General features: G+C 42.9%; 19 protein-coding genes. 13 read left to right on the top strand and 6 right to left on the bottom strand.

All coding sequences use genetic code 11. The features are described from left to right. Positions 1–3: 3 nt before the first annotated feature. The 3 genes from J2S23_RS00835 to J2S23_RS00825 all read left to right on the top strand — a co-directional run bounded on the left by J2S23_RS00835 (position 4) and on the right by J2S23_RS00825 (position 2,510). Positions 4–945: a dihydroorotate dehydrogenase gene (locus tag J2S23_RS00835; protein ID WP_307120872.1), complete on the top strand. Its 942-nt coding sequence runs from the start codon at positions 4–6 to the stop codon at positions 943–945. A 98-nt stretch (positions 946–1,043) separates the two neighbouring features. After that, the gene (locus J2S23_RS00830; protein WP_307120871.1) at positions 1,044–1,583 is read left to right on the top strand and encodes a hypothetical protein; all 540 of its coding nucleotides are present in this window, start codon (positions 1,044–1,046) and stop codon (positions 1,581–1,583) included. 210 nt (positions 1,584–1,793) lie between these two features. Beyond that, positions 1,794–2,510: a YebC/PmpR family DNA-binding transcriptional regulator gene (locus J2S23_RS00825; RefSeq protein WP_307120870.1), complete on the top strand. Its 717-nt coding sequence runs from the start codon at positions 1,794–1,796 to the stop codon at positions 2,508–2,510. Positions 2,511–2,719: 209 nt separating this feature from the next. Here the strand turns inward: J2S23_RS00825 and J2S23_RS00820 are convergent, their stop codons facing one another. From J2S23_RS00820 to J2S23_RS00810, 3 genes are all read right to left on the bottom strand, one after another. Then, complete coding sequence (locus J2S23_RS00820) at positions 2,720–3,556, bottom strand: sugar ABC transporter permease (protein ID WP_307120869.1); 837 nt, start codon at positions 3,554–3,556, stop codon at positions 2,720–2,722. Then, the gene (locus tag J2S23_RS00815) at positions 3,556–4,920 is read right to left on the bottom strand and encodes a carbohydrate ABC transporter permease (RefSeq protein WP_307120868.1); all 1,365 of its coding nucleotides are present in this window, start codon (positions 4,918–4,920) and stop codon (positions 3,556–3,558) included. Before J2S23_RS00815 ends, J2S23_RS00820 begins: the two co-directional genes overlap by 1 nt. A 168-nt stretch (positions 4,921–5,088) precedes the next feature. Continuing rightward, on the bottom strand, positions 5,089–6,348 hold the full coding sequence (locus J2S23_RS00810) for an extracellular solute-binding protein (RefSeq protein ID WP_307120867.1): 1,260 nt from the start codon (positions 6,346–6,348) through the stop codon (positions 5,089–5,091). 303 nt (positions 6,349–6,651) lie between these two features. On the opposite strand from J2S23_RS00810, the gene J2S23_RS00805 reads away from it, so the two are divergent. The 7 genes from J2S23_RS00805 to J2S23_RS00775 all read left to right on the top strand — a co-directional run bounded on the left by J2S23_RS00805 (position 6,652) and on the right by J2S23_RS00775 (position 14,698). Then, positions 6,652–7,674: a LacI family DNA-binding transcriptional regulator gene (locus tag J2S23_RS00805; protein ID WP_307120866.1), complete on the top strand. Its 1,023-nt coding sequence runs from the start codon at positions 6,652–6,654 to the stop codon at positions 7,672–7,674. Between the two features lie 170 nt (positions 7,675–7,844). After that, a complete protein-coding gene (malQ, locus tag J2S23_RS00800; RefSeq protein WP_307120865.1) occupies positions 7,845–9,389 on the top strand; it encodes a 4-alpha-glucanotransferase in 1,545 nt (514 codons plus the stop codon). Positions 9,390–9,614: 225 nt separating this feature from the next. Beyond that, a complete protein-coding gene (locus tag J2S23_RS00795; protein ID WP_307120864.1) occupies positions 9,615–10,469 on the top strand; it encodes an amino acid ABC transporter substrate-binding protein in 855 nt (284 codons plus the stop codon). 137 nt (positions 10,470–10,606) lie between these two features. Continuing rightward, on the top strand, positions 10,607–11,494 hold the full coding sequence (locus tag J2S23_RS00790) for a MetQ/NlpA family ABC transporter substrate-binding protein (protein ID WP_307120863.1): 888 nt from the start codon (positions 10,607–10,609) through the stop codon (positions 11,492–11,494). A gap of 84 nt (positions 11,495–11,578) precedes the next feature. Beyond that, positions 11,579–12,949 (top strand): M20/M25/M40 family metallo-hydrolase, encoded by a 1,371-nt coding sequence (locus tag J2S23_RS00785; RefSeq protein ID WP_307120862.1) that lies wholly within the window; start codon positions 11,579–11,581, stop codon positions 12,947–12,949. Next, positions 12,942–14,009 (top strand): methionine ABC transporter ATP-binding protein, encoded by a 1,068-nt coding sequence (locus tag J2S23_RS00780; protein WP_307120861.1) that lies wholly within the window; start codon positions 12,942–12,944, stop codon positions 14,007–14,009. The genes J2S23_RS00785 and J2S23_RS00780 overlap by 8 nt, the downstream gene beginning before the upstream one ends. Then, positions 14,006–14,698 (top strand): methionine ABC transporter permease, encoded by a 693-nt coding sequence (locus tag J2S23_RS00775; RefSeq protein ID WP_307120860.1) that lies wholly within the window; start codon positions 14,006–14,008, stop codon positions 14,696–14,698. Before J2S23_RS00780 ends, J2S23_RS00775 begins: the two co-directional genes overlap by 4 nt. 182 nt (positions 14,699–14,880) lie before the next feature. Here J2S23_RS00775 and J2S23_RS00770 read toward each other — a convergent pair whose 3' ends face one another. From J2S23_RS00770 to J2S23_RS00760, 3 genes are all read right to left on the bottom strand, one after another. Beyond that, positions 14,881–15,321 carry a hypothetical protein gene (locus J2S23_RS00770; RefSeq protein WP_307120859.1) on the bottom strand — a complete coding sequence of 147 codons (441 nt, stop codon included), beginning with the start codon at positions 15,319–15,321 and terminating at the stop codon, positions 14,881–14,883. Next, positions 15,296–16,231 (bottom strand): phosphodiester glycosidase family protein, encoded by a 936-nt coding sequence (locus tag J2S23_RS00765; RefSeq protein WP_307120858.1) that lies wholly within the window; start codon positions 16,229–16,231, stop codon positions 15,296–15,298. Before J2S23_RS00765 ends, J2S23_RS00770 begins: the two co-directional genes overlap by 26 nt. A gap of 248 nt (positions 16,232–16,479) precedes the next feature. Beyond that, entirely contained in the window at positions 16,480–17,148 is a 669-nt protein-coding gene (locus J2S23_RS00760) for a trimeric intracellular cation channel family protein (protein ID WP_307120857.1), read from the bottom strand. A gap of 393 nt (positions 17,149–17,541) precedes the next feature. Here J2S23_RS00760 and J2S23_RS00755 point away from each other — a divergent pair, with 393 nt between their 5' ends. The 3 genes from J2S23_RS00755 (at position 17,542) to J2S23_RS00745 (ending at position 21,204) form a co-directional block, all read left to right on the top strand. Next, complete coding sequence (locus J2S23_RS00755) at positions 17,542–18,510, top strand: thiamine pyrophosphate-dependent dehydrogenase E1 component subunit alpha (RefSeq protein ID WP_307120856.1); 969 nt, start codon at positions 17,542–17,544, stop codon at positions 18,508–18,510. Between the two features lie 204 nt (positions 18,511–18,714). Continuing rightward, the gene (locus tag J2S23_RS00750) at positions 18,715–19,710 is read left to right on the top strand and encodes an alpha-ketoacid dehydrogenase subunit beta (RefSeq protein WP_307120855.1); all 996 of its coding nucleotides are present in this window, start codon (positions 18,715–18,717) and stop codon (positions 19,708–19,710) included. A 93-nt stretch (positions 19,711–19,803) separates the two neighbouring features. Continuing rightward, positions 19,804–21,204 (top strand): dihydrolipoamide acetyltransferase, encoded by a 1,401-nt coding sequence (locus J2S23_RS00745; RefSeq protein ID WP_307120854.1) that lies wholly within the window; start codon positions 19,804–19,806, stop codon positions 21,202–21,204. The last annotated feature ends 42 nt before the right edge of the window (positions 21,205–21,246 follow it).

Genomic DNA, 21,246 nt, shown 5'->3' with positions numbered 1-21,246 from the left:
ATTATGTCTGATCAACGTTTACGGGTCTCCCTACCAGGGCTTGACTTGAAAAATCCGATTATCCCAGCTTCTGGCTGTTTTGGCTTTGGCCAGGAGTACGCCAAGTATTATGACCTCAACCAGCTTGGTTCTATCATGATTAAGGCGACGACCTTGGCCCCGCGCTTTGGCAACCCGACCCCCAGGGTGGCAGAGACCCCTTCTGGCATGCTCAATGCCATTGGCCTTCAAAACCCTGGACTAGATGCCGTCCTGGCTGAGAAACTCCCTTGGCTAGCCCAGCACTTTCCTGACTTGCCCATCATTGCCAATGTCGCTGGCTTTTCTAACGACGAGTATGCCAAGGTCTCGGCTGGCATTTCCAAGGCCCCGAACGTCAAGGCCATCGAACTCAACATCTCCTGTCCCAATGTCGACCACGGGAATGCAGGTCTTCTGATCGGCCAGGTGCCAGAGCTTGCTTATGAGGCCGTGAAGGCCAGTGTCAGCCACTCAGAGGTTCCTGTCTATGTCAAGCTGACACCGAGTGTAGCTGACATCACCACAGTAGCCAAGGCCGTCGAAGACGCCGGTGCCACAGGGTTGACCATGATCAATACCTTGGTTGGGATGCGGTTTGACCTGGCTACTCATAAGCCCATCATCGCTAATGGCACAGGTGGGATGAGCGGGCCTGCTGTCTTTCCAGTCGCTCTCAAGCTGATTCACCAAGTGGCTCAGACCACCAAGTTGCCCATCATTGGCATGGGTGGCGTGGATTCGGCTCAGGCTGCTCTGGAGATGATGATTGCGGGTGCATCAGCTATTGGCGTCGGAACGGCGAACTTCACGGATCCCTTTGCCTGCCCAACGATCATCAAGGACCTGCCAGAGGTCATGGACAAGTACGGGATTAGCAGTTTAGAGGAGTTGCGCGCAGATGTCCGCTTGCGCCTCCAAGGCTAATCTTAGGCTAGTCATAGATTGCGTCTGCTCATGGAAAGCGGTATAATAAAGATAGGTCTAAACTGACTTTTACGACTAGCCCAATTGAGGAGGATAGGATGACTTTTGAATATTATTACCGCAAGTCTGCTTTAGGCTTTCAACTCTTTTTTGGCTTTTTCTTTATAGGAGCGGTCTTCTTTGGATTTTTTAGGATGGCTTCTCTGAGTGGGTTTACCAGAATGGGACCCATGGCCAGAACGCCACATATAAGTCCTTTTGGCCTGTTGTTTTTCATTGTTCCTTTGATGTTAATGCTTGCGGGATTAAAGATTTTTGTTCCCTCACTCTTGAAATTAGTAGTGAGAAAACCGGTGATCAGTGGAGACGGTCATGGCATGCAAGTTCTTGGGAAATGGTCTAAGTCCTATTATTTTCAGTGGCAAGAAATTGACTATGTCAGGTATGAACAACGCATTCGAAGGACCAATTTTCATGAGGGTAATGGGCCGACCTACAATCAGAGCCAGTGGCTAATTGTCAAACCCAAAGATGGACAGGCTGTAGAAGTTGAAATCGGCCAATTAACTGGTACGATTGATGATATCACTAGCGACATTAGGAAATTAGCCCCTCAGATCCCTATTATGGGGCTGTAAGGTAAAGTGAAGAAATCCTTCTCGACCCTCTCAGGCGAGATGTCTTTTAGGTCATAAAAGGTTATGGTGTGATTGTTTATTGGTGACAGGAGTTGTTGCAAAAGTAGTCATTTCGCCATTTACGAATGGGCCTCAAAGTGGTATAATGAGTAGGTTAAAAGGCTAGTTTTAAAAGAACGACGCCAATAGGAAAGAAATAAGGAGAATCCCATGGGACGTAAGTGGGCAAACATTGTTGCCAAGAAAACCGCTAAAGACGGTGCTAACTCGAAAGTTTACGCCAAGTTTGGTGTTGAGATTTATGTAGCTGCTAAAAAGGGTGATCCAGACCCAGAAACCAACGGTGCCCTTCGCTTTGTTATCGATCGGGCTAAGCAGGCGCAAGTGCCTAAGCACATCATCGATAAGGCGATCGATAAGGCCAAGGGGAATACGGATGAAACCTTTACAGAGGGACGTTACGAAGGTTTTGGACCAAATGGCTCTATGATTATCGTCGATACCTTGACCAACAATGTCAACCGTACAGCGGCTAATGTCCGTGCTGCTTTTGGGAAAAACGGTGGGAACATGGGTGCGTCAGGTTCGGTATCTTACTTGTTTGACAACAAAGGTGTGATCGTCTTTGCTGGCGATGATGCCGACAGCATCTTTGAGCTCTTGCTTGAAGCGGATGTGGAAGTGGACGATGTGGAAGCAGAAGAGGGTAACATCCATGTCTACACAGCTCCAACTGACCTCCACAAAGCTGTTGAGGCCCTCCGTGAGAGTGGTGTGGAAGAGTTCCAAGTAACTGAGCTTGAGATGATTTCCCAATCTGAGGTTGAACTTGATGGTGATGACCTTGCGACGTTTGAAAAACTCTACGATGCCTTAGATGACGACGAGGACGTTCAAAAAATCTACACCAATGTAGACGGGTTCTAATTAAAAAAAATAAACCAGTTAGGAGCAACTTTCCTAGCTGGTTTTGTGCTTTATTGGAAAATGACTTTAAGTTGTTTTCTGGATTATTATGAATCGTTGGGCGTGCGGTTCTTAGCCATTGTCTAATATCACAAGGATGGTCCTCTCTTTCCTTCTCAAATCTCTAAGAGATTCAAAAAACCAGGCCAAGGGACTGGTTTTTAAAGGGACTATTTAACAGATCCACCGGTAATGCCTTCCACATAGTATTTTTGCATATACATAAAGAGAAGGGTGATAGGAATAGCGATAAGAACAGAACCAGCCGCGAAAGACTTGAACCATTCATTGATGGTATCCCGTTCAATCATATTGAACAGACCTATGGCTACGGTGTACTTGCTAGTGGCGTCTCCTAAGATGACTCGTGCAAAGATAAAGTCAATCCATGGGCCAATGAAGGCTGTTAAAGCAGTATATACAATAATTGGTTTGGATAGAGGTAAGGTAATTTTAAAGAAAATATCCTTGCGGGTAGCGCCATCTATCATTGCTGATTCATCTAAGGAGTATGGGATAGTATCGAAAAATCCTTTAACAATATAAAAACCTAAAGCAGCACCTGCTGAATAAACAAGAACAAGGGCAAACAGGGTTTGTGTCAAGTTCAAGGCCTTTAAGATAAAGTAAATGGCAATCATAGACATAAAACCTGGAAACATATTAAGGACTAAGGCCAGTTTGAGGTAACCATTGCGGTATTTGAAATTAATACGACTAAGGACATAAGCGACTGCTACAGTAATAAAGGTTGAAATAATTGTCGTTGCAATAGCAACAATCGTTGTGTTCATAAACCATTGGGCGAAGGGGAAGGAACTATTGGTAAACAGCTTAGTATAGTTGGCTAGAGTGAAGGTTTTAGGAATAAAATAATTCACATAAGCTGTTCCCTCACCTCTGAAGGATGTCAGAATGACCCATGCAATGGGAAAAAGCCAAATGATTGATAAGACAATCAGGATAGCATAAACAATAGCGAGAGTTAATTTTTTCTTTGATTTCATTATTTCGCCGCTCCTTGTTTGTAAGAATTTGTCCGTGTGTATGCTAAGAGACTAAAGATTGCTGAGATAGCAAAAATCAAGATACCAATAACTGATGCTAGGTTATAGTCTGCAGCAGAAACGGTTAATTTGTAAAGCCAGGTGACCAAAAGATCGGTCGACCCTGCCTGATAATAGGTAGAGTTTGTAGGGCCACCACCTGTCAAAAGGAAAATAACATTAAAGTTATTAATATTTCCAATAAACTGTTGGATGAGGTTTGGAGTCATAATCAGAAGAATCTGTGGGAAAGTAATGGATTTAAAAATCTGGAATTTATTAGCACCATCAATTTCAGCTGCTTCTAATTGTTCTTTTGGCAAGTTCATAATAATTGACGTTGCTACTAACATGGTGAAAGGAATACCAACCCACATATTAACAAAAATAATAGAGAATTTAGCCCAGGTTGGATCCGACAAGAACGGTAATGGGTTATTAAGTAGGCCAATATTCATTAAGAGAGAGTTGAGTGGACCAGCGTCGTTTAGCAAGTTTCGCATAATCAAAAGGGAGATAAATTGCGGTACTGCGATTGTAATGACAAAAATAGTCCGCCACATCTTCTTAAACTTTAACCCCTTGGTGTTAATAAGGAGAGCTAGGAGTATCCCAAAGAAGAAGTTGGTTGCTGTTGCGGCAACAGCCCAAATGAGAGTCCAAGAAAGGACTGGGAAGAAGGTGCCAGCCATGCGGCCTGTAAAGACATTACCAAAGTTTGCTAATCCAACCCAATCAAAAAGATGTTTGGGAGGGAGGTGGTTATGATCATAGCTGGTAAAAGCTAGACTAATCATATAAACGAGAGGTAATATTGTAAAAAGAAGCACTCCAATCATAGGAATTGACATCAAGGTCATATGGAAACGGCCATCAGTCAAACTACGAAAATCATCCATAAATGTCGGGATTTTCATACCATTTTTTTTGAGGACGTACATGTTTCGAGCGCTTTTCAAATTACACCAATAAATATAGGCAAATACAAGACAAAAAATGATGGATGCTAAGCCAAAAATGAGCATCAACATGGAGTTATCACCCTTTGTAGCAACCTGAATTTTAATACCATTAACAACTTTTTCAGTCATTCCTTGGGTTTCTGTTCCCAAAGTTATCAACCCTCTAACTCCCGGAACTACCTGTGTTATGAATGCAATGATGAAAAGGATCTCGGAAATTAAGAAGAGGAATCCTTTAATGAATTGTTTATTGAGCAGGTTGGCTGCTCCCATAATAAGCCAGGATAATTTAATATCCCATCCTCCTTTTTGAAAGGATTCCGGTACGGTTACTTCTTCAAAGTAAACAGTATTGTTATCCATAATAACCTCCGTAAATGAAATGTAATGATCAGGCTTAAAGGCATCAGCAGTGATGTCTTTAAGCTTGAACTTTACGCGTTTTTTAAATCTAAAAAAGTGGGAGTGGGTGTCAAGGCAGAAGATTCGCCTCGCCCATCCACTCCCAACGATTTGATGTCTTATGAGGGCTTATTTACCTGCAACATCCTGGTCGAATTGTTGGAGTCTAGCCAGATAGTCTGCTGATGAAATCTTACCGTTATAAACATCAGCAAGTAGAGCTTGAGCCTCTGTCCAGAAGAAAGTCATTTCGCTTAGTTTTGGCATAACAACTGTGTAATCAGTTGAAGAGGTCATGGTTGTTACTGCTTGTGCCAATTGATTAGATGTAACAGCATCAGACATTTGAATGTCTTTATTGGAAGGAACGATACTGCGTGTTTCAAATTGGTTAGCTTGGCTTTCAGCGCTTGTGAGATGAGCTGCTAAAGCGTAAGCTGCTGCAATACGGTCGACATTATCTCCTGCAGGAGCTTGGTTAACAGCATAAAGTTTGACACCCATAAAGGCTTTTTGTTGAACCTCTTTATCACCAATTTTAATAGTAGGGTATGCTGCTACGCCAACTTTGTCTTCTCCGAGAGCTTCAACTGCAGCAGGGTAATCCCAAGGACCAGATTCAAAGGCAGCAACTTTTCCTGAGCCGAATTCAGAAATCACATTACTTGGATCAAGGTTAACAAAGCCAGAGTTATTATTTTGGTCTGCAATCCATTGCAGAACAGACACACCAGCTTCGTTACCCCAGTTAGTTCCAGCAGGGTCTTCACCGTCTTCTCCAAAGAGGGTGTTGCCGACAGAAAGCATCAATGGTCCTGTTGCGTAAGCATTCATTTCTTTAAAAGTAGCACCGAAAGTTGCTTTTGTAGTTATGGTTTCGTATGATTTAACATCTTCCTCAGATAGAAGATCTTTGTTGTATATTAAAACTTGTGATTCAACACCAAATGGGAAGGCATAGGTTTTTCCTTGGTATTGAGCACCAGCTACAGCATTCTCAACATTATTTTCAGCAACTTCTGTAGCATATTGCTCTGGAATTTCTTGAATAACACCTGATTCAATTAATTGTCCGAGTTGGTCATGTGGGAGAGAAAAGACATCAGCAGCGCTTTCAGGGTCTTTCTTTACATTTTCTTGAGCTTTAGAGTCATTTGACTCAATAATCTCAACGGAAACGCCCTCGTTAGCTTCCTCAAAGGCTTTTACTGTCTCTGTATAAGAAGATTTTGCATCAGTTGGTACCCAAAGCTTAAGTTTGACATCGCCACTAGCACTGGATGAGCTCGCTTCGCTAGAATCTGAAGATCCCCCATTACCACAAGCTGCAAGTGTTGCAACAGAGACAAGCGCTAAACCGCTCATCGCAAATTTAGACCATTTTTTCATGTTTGATTTCCTCCTACGAAATTCAAGTTAAATTTTATAACTCTATTATGCAACCGTTTTCCGTAATTGTCAAGTCTTTTTAGGTAAAAAAATAAAAAAAGTTCAATAATTCTTCAAAAAAGGCTAGAAATCAGGTTTTTTAAGCTATAAAAATCAAATAGTTTAACAATTGAACCACTCTTCTTTGAAAAACAGAATGCAACAGGTTGCATTAAATTCTTGCAATGCTCCGAAAGATGGTGTAAAATCACAATAGATGACCTGCATCCTTATGATGCAGGAGAGTGAGAATGAGGTGATGATATGGTAACGATTCGAGATGTCGCGGAAAGAGCTGGTGTCAATCCATCAACGGTCAGTAGAGCCTTAAAAGACAGCTCTGCCATTTCCAAAAAAACAAAAGAAAAAGTTAAAAAAGCTATGGACGAGCTAGGCTATGTTCCTAACTTGGCTGCTAAAATGCTTGCTAGTGGGTATACCCATTCTATCGGGGTCGTATTTCCTCCGATGACAACGCGGGATACCAAGAGTCAGCCCTTCCATATGGAAATCCTAACGGAGATTAACCATACAGCCAAGGCTAATGGCTACACCATTTCCATTGCAACGGGCGATACCACAGAGGACCTTAAAAACCAGATTCACCACATGTATAGGGAACGGAGAGTAGATGGTTTTATTCTCTTGTATTCTTATAAAGATGACCCTGTTCAAGCTCATCTTTTAGCCAATCACATTCCCTTTGTTATGATAGGGACACCTGTCCAGTACGAGAATGAAACGACCTATGTTGATAACGATAATAAGCTAATGGCTAAAACAGCTGTGCAATATCTTCAGGAAAAGGGCCATGATCGCATTCTTTTTGTAACGGATAATCTGGATGGTGAAGTCCAAAAGGATCGCTACAGTGGCTATCAGTCGGGGATTGAAATGCTGGGCTTAGAAACTCACGAGGCTTTGATCTTTGACCGCAACCAGCCTGAAACGGTAGACCAGTTGGTTCAAACTATCGCAGATTATAAGGCTTCAGCTTTGGTGGTTATTGATGATATGCTGTCGTTACGTGTTAGCCAACTCTTGTCCTTTTACCAGTTGAAAGTTCCAGATGATATTTCCATCATATCTTTCAACAACTCTGCTTATGCTAAGATTATCCACCCGTATTTAACGACCTTTGATGTCAATATTGCAGCCCTAGGTCGCACGGCTTTTACACGGATTTTTGAAAAAGTTCAGGACAAGATAGATGAAAATGCTAAGGTCATCGTTCCCTTTACACTCAAGGAGCGCGAGAGTGTCCTTGAACGAAAGGACATGAACTAAACGGACCAGATCACATCTTGAAGGTTAGGGATTCATTTGAAGAAATAGGACAGAACGCTTGGAATGAGAGCGGTTCTGTCTTTTTTTGATTAAAAGTCTTGCCATTTCCATAAAAGTGATTTATAATAAATCGAAACAGTGCAATCGGTTGCGTAACTTGTTGTAACCTGATGATCCCTTTAAAAACTCTAGAAAGGAATGCTCTTATGAAACGTAGTAGTGGTATCTTAATGCCTATTTTTTCCCTACCAAGTCCTTATGGGATTGGTGATTTTGGCCAAGTTGCCTATGATTTTGTCGACTTTCTGGTTGAAACGCAACAAAGCTACTGGCAGATACTTCCCTTAGGAACCTTGAGTTATGGAGAATCCCCTTATCAATCGTATTCTGCTTTTGCAGGCAATCCTTATTTTATTAGCTTGGATTTTCTGCGTGATGAAGGTTTAATAGATGATAAGGATTTTGATGGGCTAGATTTTGGAGCTAATGACCAGGAAGTTGATTATGATATGGTCTATGCTAGTCATGATCAGCTGTTAAGAAAGGCTGTCGACACTTTTAGTGCTAGAGGGTTTAGCGCTGATTATGAGACGTTTATCTTAAACCAAAAAGAGTGGTTGTTAGATTTTGCCGACTATATGGCCATCAAGGATCATTTTGGTGGGGTTTCTTGGTTAGATTGGCCAGATGAAACCATCCGCCAGAGGACGGGGATTGCTATCAGGTATTACCGTCAGTTACTCGCTGATAAATGGACCTACCATCAGGTCACTCAGTATTTCTTTTTTAAACAGTGGCATCAGCTAAAGGCTTATGCTAATCAAAAAGGCATTCAGATTATCGGAGATATGCCTATCTATGTTTCCTCAGACAGCAGTGACATGTGGCGGTCGCCCCAATACTTTAAAACGGACCAGAATGGTCATCCCTCTGTCGTTGCCGGTTACCCGCCGGATCCATTTTCAGAAACCGGGCAACTCTGGGGAAATCCTATATACAACTGGGAGGCGATGGCTAAAGACGATTATGCCTGGTGGAAAGAGCGGATGGGAATGCTCTTTGAACTCTATGATGTCGTGAGGATTGACCATTTTATAGGTTTTAATGCGTTCTGGGAGATACCAGTAGGCGACGAAACAGCAAAGAATGGAAGATGGGTTAAAGGTCCTGGCTATGACCTCTTTGAAAGCCTCAAGGAGCATTTCCGTCACCTGCCCATCATCGCTGAAGACCTGGGGCTGGTTACTGAAGAAGCGAAAGCCCTCCTTGCTGTAACAGGTTTTCCGGGTATGAAAATATTGCAATTTGCCTACGACGCACAAAATGACAGTGACTATTTACCGCACAACTGCCAAAAACAGTCGGTCGTCTACACTGGGACCCATGACCATAATACGATCAAGGGCTGGTATAACGATGAAATCACTGATGAAACACGAGCGTTTTTTGATGCATATAGCCATCGGCAGTCGAGTGAATCAGCCAGTCAAGCGATGATCCGTCAAGCTTGGTCGGCTCCATCTTACCTCGCCATCACACCGATGCAAGATCTACTGGAGTTAGATGGAACAGCTCGTATCAATTCCCCGGGAACCTTGGGTGGGAATTGGAGCTGGAGGATGAAGCCTCATGCCATCACAGATGATCTCATCGCTAGCTTAACAGAACTCACAAGACGCTACAAACGTGAAAGAACTCCTAAGAAAAGGACATAAAGCATTTATAGTGAGAGGTCGGCCACTAGTTTATCTAGCCAGGTTTTGTCCTCCTCTTTTTTTGATTTTTTGGGACATTTTTTAGAGCCAATAAAGAAAACCTATCACCGTGATAAGAATTCTATAAGGTTGAATCGATGGGCAAACATCCAGACTTGTGATAAGATAGACTAGTCATTTAAAACGGCTAGGTGTAAAGATTCCTAGCAAAAGAAGGAGACAAAAATGAAATTGAAAAAACTTTTAACAGTGACAGGATTAGGCCTAGCAGCGACACTTTTGGCTGCATGTAGCTCATCTAATGATTCAACAGCTGATAGCTCAGCATCAAGTGAAGCATCTGCTGAAAAAACAAAAATTTACTTGGGAACAAATGCTTCTCCAAAACCATTTAACTATGAAGACGAAGATGGTAACTTGACGGGTTATGAGTTCGAAGTGGTTAAAGCTGTTTTTGAAGGTCTTGATCAGTATGAATTGGAATATGAAGTAACAGAGTGGTCTTCAGTCTTTGCTGGTCTTGACTCTGACCGTTACCAACTTGCGGTAAATAACATCTCTTATACTGATGAACGTGCTGAAAAGTATCTTTACTCTGTACCAACAGCGTCAAACCCGCTTTCTATGATTGTTCCTAAAAACAGTGACATCACTGGCTTGGATGATATCGGCGGCAAGTCAACAGAAGTTGTTCAAGGAACAACAACTGCGACTCAGTTGGAAAAATACAACGAAGAAAACCCTGATAACACAACAACTATTAATTATACAAGAGATTCGATCCAAGCTATCTTGAACCGTTTGAATGACGAGCAGCACGACTACAAACTCTTTGAAGGAATCGTTGCTCAAACAATCGCGGATGACCAAGGGTTGGATAACTTGAAAGTTATCGATCTTCCAGCAGATACACGTCCTTTGATCTACATCATCTTTGCGGATGGTCAAGAAGAGTTGCGTGACCAAGTCAACGAACGATTGAAAGAATTGGAAGCAGACGGAACATTGGCTGAGCTTTCAGAAAAATTCCTCGGTGGAAACTACGTGCCATCAGCTGATGAATTGGTTGCACCAAACTAATCTTAAGCATATAGTTTAAAACTATACCTATTACTACTTAATAAGTATTTGTCAAGGATTTCAAAATATGGCAAACTAATTAAGTAGTCTTTTTGATAAAGACAGTTATCAAGCATCGCAATATAAGGAGAATCCCTATGACATTAAAAAAATGGTTAAGCGTATCTGGCCTAGCGCTTGCCTCAGCTACTCTTTTAGCAGCATGTGCCCCAGCTTCAAACTCATCAAGCACGTCTAACGCATCAGATTCTGATGCTACAGAAGTTTTGGTTAAAGTTGGTGTTATGACCATGACTGAAGCTGATGAAGACCGTTGGGACAAAATCGAAGACGAGCTCGAAGCAGCGGGTCACAACATCGATATCGAATTTACACAATTTACCGATTACTCACAACCTAACCCAGCAGTTGCTGAAGGTGAAGTGGATATCAATGCTTTCCAACACCACAGCTTCCTCAACAACTGGAACAAAGAAAACAATGGTGACTTGGTTGCCATCTTGGATACATATTTGAGTCCAATCCGTCTCTATTCAGGAACTGAAAATGGCAAGAATAAGTATGCGTCAGTCGATGAGCTTCCTGAAAATGCTACCGTTGCTATTCCCAATGATCCGACGAACGGAAGCCGTGCCCTTTATGTCTTGCAATCTGCTGGATTGATTGAACTAGGTGTTTCTGGTGATACATTTGCGACTGTTGCCGATATTACTGATAATCCTAAAAACATTACCATCACTGAATTGGACGCTAGCCAAACAGCTAATTCATTGATCGATGTGGACGCAGCCATTGTTAACAACTCCTATGCAGTTCCAGCTAACTTGGACTACAAAAATGCGCTTTATGTAGAACAAAAAGATGAAAACTCACAACAATGGGTCAATATCATCGCAGCTCCAAAAGATTGGAAAGACAAAGACAATGCTGAAGCGATTCAAGCGATTCTTGACGCTTACTACACAGACTCTGTGAAGACTTCTATTGAAAAAGAATCTGACGGACTTGACTTGCCAGTTTGGTAATTTGTGTTTGGTAATTTGTATGGAACAGGACGGGGAGCGTGTGGAGACATACGCTCCTTGGTTTATTTCTGGAGGAGAAAAGACATGACCTTAACAGAGAAAGAATTGTTGGAAGCCTTTGAAGCTGATAAGATTGCTCAGCGTTATTTTGATCATTTAAAGACCTTGATTGGTAAAAAGTCCATCTTTGCCCAGCAAATCGGTTTATTAGATGTGGCGACTTATTTAAAGGAGCTTTTTGAAGAGGCTGGTGCAACGGTTACCTTAGATAATCGTTATGCGGCGCCTTTTGTGATGGCTAAATTTTCATCCCCTAAGCCAGATGCGAAGACTTTGATTTTTTACAATCATTATGACACGGTTCCGGCAGATGCTGATCAACCTTGGACAGCTGATCCCTTTACCTTGTCTGTTCGTGAGGGGTATGCCTATGGGCGAGGCGTTGATGATGATAAGGGGCACATCACGGCCCGTCTTTCAGCAATTGTCCGATATCTACAGGAGCATCAAAGCCTGCCGGTCAATATTATCTTTATCATGGAAGGGGCTGAGGAATCGGCGTCTGTTGATTTGGACAAATACTTAGACGACTATCAAGAGGAGCTAAAAGGAGCAGACCTTCTTGTGTGGGAGCAAGGCATTCGCAATAACTTAGGGCAACTGGAGATTTCTGGAGGCAATAAAGGGATTGTGACCTTTAACCTTACCGTGGATTCAGCAGAAGTCGATATTCATTCTTCTTTTGGAGGGGTCATTGACTCGGCTTCTTGGTATCTCCTACAAGCGTTGACGACTCTAAGAGACCGTGATGGGCGCATTCTCGTTCATGGACTGGTGGACAAGGCTAACATCCCGACAGAGCGTGAACTCGCCTTGGTTGAGCAATTTGCCCAGCGTCGCCCTGAAGGGGTTCAAGTAGTTTATGGCCTTAAACTGCCTCTTTTAAAGGCAGAGCGAGAAGATTTTTTAAGGCATCTCTTTTTTGAGCCCTCTATTAACATCCAGGGTATCCAAACGGGTTACCAAGGGCAGGGGGTCAAAACGATTTTACCGTCCAAAGCCAGTGCTAAGATGGAAGTACGCTTGGTGCCGGGATTGACACCGGACGGTGTTTTAGATACAATAAAACAGCATTTGGCTAAAGAGGGCTTTGAAAAAGTTGTGGTCACTAAAACGTTAGGTGAGATGAGTTACCGTAGCGATATGTCAGCACCATCTATTCTCAATTTGATTGCGGTAGCAGAAGCACATGAAGGGAGAGAAGTGGCGGTTTTACCGACATCACCAGGAACAGGTCCCATGCATACAGTTTTTGACGCTCTCGGTGTCCCTATCGCTGGCTTTGGTCTGGGACATGAAAAGAGCCGTGATCACGGAGGGGATGAAAACATTCGTCTCGCGGATTATTACAGCCATATCCAATTAGTAGAAAGATTAATCAACAGTTATGAGTAAAGCAATTATTCAGTTAGATCATATTGATGTAACATTTGAGCAAAAGAAACGCCAGATAGATGCGGTCAAGGATGTCACCATTCATATCAATCAAGGCGATATCTATGGGATTGTCGGTTATTCTGGTGCAGGAAAATCGACTTTGGTGCGTGTCATCAATTTGCTGCAGGTTCCTTCGGCGGGAAAGATTTCTATTGACGGCGATGTTATTTATGATGAGAAAGTCCTCTTAAAGAGTAAGGATTTAAGGGCGAAGCGTCGTGAAATTGGCATGATTTTCCAACATTTTAACCTCATGGCGCAGTCTACTGCTGCTGAAAATGTCGCCTTTGCTTTGAAACACTCTGGCTTATCAAAGGATGAAAAGGCAGCAAAGGTCGCTAATCTTTTAGAACTAGTAGGCTTGTCCGACCGTGCAGACAACTACCCAGCCCAGCTGTCTGGCGGGCAGAAACAGCGGGTGGCCATTGCGCGTGCGCTGGCCAATGACCCTAAGATTCTGATTTCAGATGAAGCGACTTCTGCCCTTGATCCTAAAACGACCAAGCAGATTTTGGCTCTCTTAAAAGAGCTCAATGAGAAGTTGGGATTGACTATTGTTCTGATCACGCATGAAATGCAGATTGTTAAAGACATTGCTAACCGTGTGGCGGTCATGCAAAATGGTCACCTCATTGAAGAAGGTTCGGTTCTCGATATATTCTCAGGTCCTAAACAGGCCTTGACCCAAGATTTCATTAAAACCGCTACTGGGATTGATGAAGCCATGGGTAAAATTGTTCAGCAAGATGCCGTCAAATACCTGCCTCAAGGGAGTCGTTTGGTTCAGCTTAAGTATGCTGGCCAATCGACGGATGAACCAATTTTGAATGACATTTATGCTAAATTCCATGTGAAAGCTAACATTCTCTTTGCTAATATTGAGATTTTAGACGACACACCTGTTGGGGAGATGATTGTGATTTTATCAGCGACAGATGATAAGGTGGACCAAGCGACTCAAGCCTTGCAAGAGGCTGGTGTCAGTGTTGTGGTATTGAAAGAAGGTGGCCATCAATGATAGAATGGATTCAAGAGAACTTGCCCAATGTTATCAAAATGGGCTGGGAAGGACAGGCTGGTTGGGGAACCGCTATTTATGCGACCTTATACATGACCTTTTATTCCTTTATTATCGGAGGGATAATGGGTTTGTTAGGGGGACTGTTCTTAGTGCTGACAGGTCCTCGCGGTGTGATTGCTAATAATTTCTTCTATCAAATTCTAGATAAAATTGTTTCCGTCTTTCGGGCCATTCCATTTATTATCCTCCTTGCCCTCATTTCTCCAGTGACACGGGCCATTGTGGGGACTAGACTTGGAGCGACGGCTGCTATTGTACCACTGTCTTTGGCTGTTTTTCCCTTTTATGCTAGACAGGTTCAGGTTGTCTTAGCAGAATTGGATGGTGGGGTGATTGAAGCGGCGCAAGCTAGTGGTGCTAACCTTTGGGACATCATCTTAGTTTATCTCCGTGAGGGCTTGCCCGACCTGATTCGCGTCTCAACCGTAACGCTGATCTCCCTCATTGGGGAAACGGCCATGGCTGGAGCGATTGGCTCAGGAGGATTAGGAACCGTAGCTGTTTCATACGGTTATAACCTCGGTCGGCAGGATGTCACGATTGTCGCCACAATCCTCATTTTAATTCTGATTTTTAGTGTGCAATTTATTGGGGATTTTCTGACACGGAAAATCAGCCACCGGTAACGATACAAAAAACATCTCTAAGGCGCTCTTAGAGATGTTTTTATGTGGATTTTAGGATTTTGGAAAAGAATTCTTTAAAAACGAGAGTTGGAAATGGAATAGCCATCATTAGGAACATGTATGGTGTAAGGTTAACTTGGGTTGCTCTGGTATTCTTAGATTTCTGTCTATTTTTGAAAATGTTATGCCTTGGAGTGGCGGGCTAATCTGGATGGCTGATTAACATTGTGAGAGGTTTTTTTGGTCTGAGTGAGGCCGGCTAGTAGGCTCATGGCTAAAAAGACTATTGCGGCATACCAGTAAGGCTGTTCCATGCTTGTTGATCGACCAGAAATCTCAATGATTCCCTTAATCAGACAGCCACTTGCAATAATCCCTAGAGTGGAATTAAAAAGAAGTAGGGACAGGCGGTTGGTTAGCCAGGTCATCTGCCAAAGGCTTAGAAAGCAAAGCACCATGCCAGCTAACGGCGCAAGGAACATGAGACGCATGTAAGGGGAAGATTCGCCGTAGCTGAAGTGTTCATAGACAAACGTGAAGACAATGGAAAAGACTGTCAGCCCGAGGTAGGCAAAACCGGCTTTTCGGAAGCTGTGATTAGTAACCGATGTAAACAATATCACTCACCGCCCTTTCTTTGATGGTATTTCCGTTGGTAGTTGGATTGTTAATGATCTGACCATTAAAGTACATGGTCGATGACCCGCCGCCGTCGAGATTATAGGCAGTGGTCACGCCATAGGATTGCATGATCTCAGCCATCTCATAGAGGGTTAAGCCAGTAGATGCATCTGTCCTTCCGTCAGAAACAATGATGATATAGTGGAGGCTGCCGTCCTCTTCCTCGATAATGCCGATGGCCGTCCGAGGGTTGTCAGACATAGCTCTACCGACTTCATCGCTTGAAGAAACAGCTATCTCGCCATTTGAGACCAAGGTTGGACCAAAGGCAAAGGTATTGACGACACCGCTATCGAGCAAGGCTTGAGCAGTGGTATCCTCTTCGTTGAAGGTTTGGAAGCTACCATCTGCATACACAGCCAAATCCTCGTATTCAGAACTTCGAGAGGTATCGCGGTAAATCACGCCGTTTTTAATGACATAGCCCGTCTCATTGGCACCGTAGTAATCACCGTTAACAGCAAAGATGGCATTGTTAGAACTCGCAATAGCTGATGTAGTCTCCGTTATATTAGTTCCAAAGGTGTTTTTAGCGAGTGCTGTTTTAAGATACTCAGCACTGGATAGCTCAATATCGGCCACATAGTAGGTCGTATCTCCATTACTTTCGGTAGTGATGGTAATAGAGATGTTGTCATCTTGATAAGAGCTATCAGTCACCGTTGCTTGACCTGAAGAAGCATCGTTGCTAGTGGTTGTATCAGAACTTGAAGTTGTGGCGTTGGTTTGGGCGACAACGACTTGACTAACGGCTGATGGTATCACAAAGGTTTTGAGCAGAGAATAAGTATTTGCTCCTACAAGAATAGAACTAAATAGGATAGTATAGGCATGTTTTTTAAAAAATGACATAACATCCTCCTCTCTAAAGGTATATGCTTAAAGTCTACCGTCCGTGTCTAAAACGAAGCTGAAAATTTTCTGAAAGAAACCTTAAGTGCTTGTGTTTAAAGATGGTTAGTAGCTAAAATGGATGACGTTTTGAGGACGATGGCGTGAAAAGGCTCTGCTTTACACCAAAAAAGCAGAAAACCGACGTTCTCTGCTAGACGATTGATGAGTCATTTGGACTTGGGCAAACCATAGGAATCGAATTTATATTACTCTCTCAATTGGTTCGGCTTAGGATTAAAACCAGGAAGATTGACCTTGTAGCGAATGACAATGAGTCTAATAACCAAGCAAATGATAAATAAGGCAATGTAAACTGGAATTTCAGGAAGTCTTAAATTGACGACTAGGAGATGGTAGCAGATGCCTGCACCAAAGGCTAAGACAGCATAGATATCTGCCTTGAGTACAATAGGAACTTCGTTGACCAAGAGGTCTCGAATAATTCCTCCTCCAACACCTGTTAGGGTTGCTAGGAGGCCAGAAGTCATCGGATTCATCCCCATCTCAACTCCTTTGCTGGCACCAATCAAGGCAAAGATGACCAACCCGATGGCATCAAAGGTCAGGTTGGTGATGGTTAAAAAGGTATAAAGTTTGTGCGTCCGAGGCTGGTCCACCTTTTGGCGAATGACAAAGGCATACATCAATAGCGAAACGACGATAGATAGGTAAATCGGTTTTGGGTCGACCAAGGCCACTGGAATCTCTGAGAGCATCATATCCCGGAGCATGCCACCACCACAAGCGGTGATGATAGCTAATAAGGTAAAGCCAAACAAATCCAATTGGTGTTTAAAACCTTTTGCAGCACCAGAAACAGCAAAGGCGATGGTCCCCAGATAGTTGCACAGGGTTAAAAAAAGTTCGAAAGTCACGAAAAACCTCACAGGACTGTTGATTGATGAACATTGTCTCTCTTTTCTAAAAGAATCTCGGTCGAGCGCCTGGCCACTAGATTTGCTGGATAGGATCTCGGGCTAATCTAGGGCTAAGATTGTTTGCTTAGAGAAACAAGATTATTATATCAAAAAAATAAGAAAGGAGGGTAGCCATAGACTTCTAAAAAAGTTTGTGAATAGTAGGATGAAAAAGATGCCCCAATTTTTAGAAAAAAGTGAAATTTGTCACAATTAAAAAATGAAAAAACATTGAAAACAAGGCATTTCTAGAGAATGGCTGGGTATTCTAGGAAAACGGTTCAAATACTTGAACTTTGTGAAAAATTACAATAGAATGAAGAGGTATAAGAATTATCCTTGGAGGAAAAAATGACAACACTTTCTAAAGAAAAACACTTAGACATGTTTCTTAAAATGCAACGTATCCGCGATGTTGATATGACCCTCAACAAATTAGTGCGTCGTAACTTTGTACAAGGGATGACACACTTCTCAGTAGGTGAAGAAGCAGCTGCAGTTGGTGCAATGGCTGAGTTGACTTATGATGATATCATCTTCTTAACACACCGCGGACATGGTCACTGTATCGCAAAGGACATGGACCTTAACAAAATGATGGCTGAGTTGGCTGGTAAAGCGACTGGTGTCTCTAAAGGACGCGGTGGTTCTATGCACTTGGCTGACATTGAAAAAGGAAACTACGGGACTAACGGTATTGTAGGTGGTGGTTTTGCCTTGGCAACTGGTGCCGCTCTTACCCAACAATATACAGGAACAAATAATGTTGTTATTGCTTTTTCAGGTGATGGTGCGACTAACGAAGGGTCTTTCCATGAGTCTGTTAACATGGCAGCTACATGGAAATTACCAGTCATCTTCTTTATTACGAACAACCGTTATGGTATTTCTATGGATATTGCTAAAGCAACCAATACACCATACCTTTACACACGTGCGGAAGCTTACGGCATTCCTGGGCACTATGTTGAAGATGGCAATGATGTGATTGCTGTTTATGAAAAAATGAAGGAAATTGTTGACTACGTTCGTGCTGGCAACGGACCTGCTATCATTGAAGTTCAATCATACCGTTGGTTTGGTCACTCAACTGCAGATGCAGGGGTATATCGTACCAAAGAAGAAGTTGATGAGTGGAAGAAAAAAGATCCTATTAAAAAATACCGTGCTTACTTAACAGAAAACAAGATTGCAACAGATGAAGAACTAGATGCTCTTGTCGATCAAGTTAAAAAAGAAGTTGAAGACGCTGTTGAATTTGCACAAAGTAGCCCAGATCCAGAACTCTCTGTAGCGTTTGAAGACGTTTGGGTGGACTAGGATACCAAGGCGGAAAAAATCCGTATAAAAATAAGAAAGAGACACTGTGGCGTTAGCCACAAGGAGCTTTAGCATTTTTATAGGATTTTAGCCTGAGTTCATTTAGGGTACGAAGGCATATAAAACGCTTTGCAATCACTATCCTATCTCAATCTTTTAACTAAAATTTATTAACTGAAAAATCTTTGAGGAGAAACAATAGAAATGACAGAAACAAAAGTAATGGCCCTTCGTGAAGCGATTAACTTGGCCATGTCAGAAGAAATGCGTAAAGACGACAAAATCTTCTTGATGGGTGAAGACGTTGGTGTCTACGGTGGTGACTTTGGTACTTCTGTAGGCATGCTCGCTGAATTTGGTGAAAAACGTGTCAAAGACACGCCAATCTCAGAAGCTGCGATCGCTGGTGCTGCAGTTGGTGCTGCGATTACAGGGCTTCGTCCAATCGTCGACTTGACCTTTATGGACTTCATCACCATCGCTATGGATGCTATCGTTAATAACGGTGCGAAGAACAACTACATGTTTGGTGGCGGTATTAAGACACCTGTAACCTTCCGTGTGGCATCAGGTTCCGGTATCGGTTCAGCGGCGCAACACTCACAAGCGCTTGAAGCATGGTTGACACATATCCCAGGTATCAAAGTGGTTTCTCCAGGAAATGCTAACGAAGCCAAAGGATTGCTTAAATCATCTATCTTGGATAATAACATTGTCCTCTTTATCGAACCAAAAGCCCAGTATGGTAAAAAAGAAGAAGTGACTCTTGACCCTGATTTCTACATTCCACTTGGTAAAGGGGATATCAAACGTGAAGGGACAGATGTGACTATCGTGTCATACGGTCGTATGCTTGAACGTGCTCTCCAAGCAGCTGATGAGTTAGCTGAAGAGGGCATCAGTGTTGAAGTCGTTGACCCACGTACCCTTATCCCTTTGGATAAAGAATTGATTATCGACTCTGTTAAGAAAACAGGCCGTTTGGTCTTGGTGAACGATGCCTATAAGACAGGTGGTTTCATCGGTGAAATTGCAGCAATGGTATCAGAAAGTGAAGCCTTTGACTACCTTGATGCGCCGATCGTTCGTGTAGCGAGCGAAGATGTACCTGTTCCTTACGCATCTATTCTTGAAAATGCAATCTTGCCAAACGTTGAGAAAATCAAAGCAGCTGTTAAAAAGACTGTCAACAAAGGTTAATCAAGTATAAATTTACTGGTCAGGCATTGCTGTGACCAGTATGGTTTTGTTTGACCCAAAGACTGCAAACCAAGACTAGGAAGGAAACCAAACATGGCTATTGAAATTATTATGCCTAAACTCGGTGTAGACATGCAAGAAGGTGAAATCATCGAGTGGAAAAAACAAGAAGGCGATATGGTCAATGAAGGCGATATTCTTCTTGAAATCATGTCTGATAAGACAAACATGGAGCTTGAAGCAGAAGATTCAGGTATCCTGATTAAAATTCTAAAAGGTGACGGTGAGACCGTTCCTGTTACAGAAGTTATCGGTTATCTCGGTGCTGAAGGCGAAACTGTTGACACCGAAACGGTTGTTGCAGCGGGTTCTCCAGCCGTCAGCGATGCCCCTGTAACGACAACTGAAGACGTTGCTCCAGTAGCAGTACAAGTACCCGTTGCTCCTGCTGCCAAACCACAAGGCGGTGGCAAAGTTCGTGCCACTCCAGCCGCTCGTAAAGCAGCACGTGAGCTTGGTATTGACCTTGGATTGGTGCCAGGGACAGGCGCTCTTGGGCGTGTCCACAAGGACGACGTTGAAAACTTTAAGGGTGCTCAACCGAAAGCAACACCACTGGCTCGTAAGATTGCAGAAGACAATGGTCTTAATCTTGCTAGCTTAGTTGGTACAGGTGTTGGTGGTAAGATCGTCAAAGAAGACGTCCTCGCAGCTATTAAACCTGCTCAAGCTGAGGCGACTGCACCAGCAACGGAAAAAGCAGCTGACAAACCAGCCAAAGAATTACCAGAAGGCGTTGAAATCATCAAGATGAGTGCTATGCGTAAGGCCATCTCGAAAGGAATGACGCATTCCTACTTGACAGCACCAACCTTCACGCTTAACTACGACATTGACATGACTAACCTCATGGCCCTTCGTAAGCAAGTACTTGAACCGATCATGAATAAGACTGGTCTTAAAGTAACCTTTACAGACTTGATTGGTCTTGCGGTAACGCGTACCTTGATGAAGGAAGAGCACCGCTACATGAACGCATCCTTGATCAATGATGCCAATGATATCGAACTTCACAAGTTTGTTAACCTTGGTATCGCAGTTGGTCTTGATGACGGTCTTGTGGTGCCAGTTGTCCACGGAGCAGACAAGATGAGTCTTTCAGACTTTGTTGTTGCTTCAAAAGATGTCATCAAAAAAGCACAATCAGGTAAGCTTAAAGCTGCTGAAATGTCTGGTTCAACCTTCTCCATTACTAACCTTGGAATGTTTGGAACCAAGACTTTCAACCCAATTATTAACCAACCAAACTCGGCTATCTTGGGTGTTGCAGCGACGATCCAAACACCAACAGTTGTTGATGGTGAAATCAAAATCCGTCCAATCATGGCAATGTGCTTGACCATTGACCACCGTATCATCGATGGTATGAATGGTGCGAAGTTCATGGTTGACCTCAAGAACCTCTTGGAAAATCCATTAGAGTTGTTGATTTAAGGTGAAACGTCATTATCTAAGTTGAATCTAGAATAACTAGAT

The sequence above is a fragment of the Streptococcus moroccensis genome (assembly GCF_030812835.1).
Lineage (GTDB): Bacteria > Bacillota > Bacilli > Lactobacillales > Streptococcaceae > Streptococcus > Streptococcus moroccensis.
This window is presented reverse-complemented; position numbering and strand designations above follow the sequence as displayed.

Excerpts from the sequence above, each read along its gene's own strand:
- J2S23_RS00745 (WP_307120854.1), top strand. The coding sequence starts at position 19,804 with ATGGCTATTGAAATTATTATGCCTAAACTCGGTGTAGACATGCAAGAA.
- J2S23_RS00775 (WP_307120860.1), top strand. The coding sequence starts at position 14,006 with ATGATAGAATGGATTCAAGAGAACTTGCCCAATGTTATCAAAATGGGC.
- J2S23_RS00755 (WP_307120856.1), top strand. The coding sequence starts at position 17,542 with ATGACAACACTTTCTAAAGAAAAACACTTAGACATGTTTCTTAAAATG.
- J2S23_RS00780 (WP_307120861.1), top strand. The coding sequence starts at position 12,942 with ATGAGTAAAGCAATTATTCAGTTAGATCATATTGATGTAACATTTGAG.
- J2S23_RS00750 (WP_307120855.1), top strand. The coding sequence starts at position 18,715 with ATGACAGAAACAAAAGTAATGGCCCTTCGTGAAGCGATTAACTTGGCC.
- J2S23_RS00825 (WP_307120870.1), top strand. The coding sequence starts at position 1,794 with ATGGGACGTAAGTGGGCAAACATTGTTGCCAAGAAAACCGCTAAAGAC.
- J2S23_RS00790 (WP_307120863.1), top strand. The coding sequence starts at position 10,607 with ATGACATTAAAAAAATGGTTAAGCGTATCTGGCCTAGCGCTTGCCTCA.
- J2S23_RS00785 (WP_307120862.1), top strand. The coding sequence starts at position 11,579 with ATGACCTTAACAGAGAAAGAATTGTTGGAAGCCTTTGAAGCTGATAAG.
- J2S23_RS00830 (WP_307120871.1), top strand. The coding sequence starts at position 1,044 with ATGACTTTTGAATATTATTACCGCAAGTCTGCTTTAGGCTTTCAACTC.
- J2S23_RS00835 (WP_307120872.1), top strand. The coding sequence starts at position 4 with ATGTCTGATCAACGTTTACGGGTCTCCCTACCAGGGCTTGACTTGAAA.
- J2S23_RS00810 (WP_307120867.1), bottom strand. The coding sequence starts at position 6,348 with ATGAAAAAATGGTCTAAATTTGCGATGAGCGGTTTAGCGCTTGTCTCT.
- J2S23_RS00815 (WP_307120868.1), bottom strand. The coding sequence starts at position 4,920 with ATGGATAACAATACTGTTTACTTTGAAGAAGTAACCGTACCGGAATCC.
- J2S23_RS00820 (WP_307120869.1), bottom strand. The coding sequence starts at position 3,556 with ATGAAATCAAAGAAAAAATTAACTCTCGCTATTGTTTATGCTATCCTG.
- J2S23_RS00795 (WP_307120864.1), top strand. The coding sequence starts at position 9,615 with ATGAAATTGAAAAAACTTTTAACAGTGACAGGATTAGGCCTAGCAGCG.
- malQ (WP_307120865.1), top strand. The coding sequence starts at position 7,845 with ATGATCCCTTTAAAAACTCTAGAAAGGAATGCTCTTATGAAACGTAGT.
- J2S23_RS00765 (WP_307120858.1), bottom strand. The coding sequence starts at position 16,231 with ATGTCATTTTTTAAAAAACATGCCTATACTATCCTATTTAGTTCTATT.
- J2S23_RS00805 (WP_307120866.1), top strand. The coding sequence starts at position 6,652 with ATGGTAACGATTCGAGATGTCGCGGAAAGAGCTGGTGTCAATCCATCA.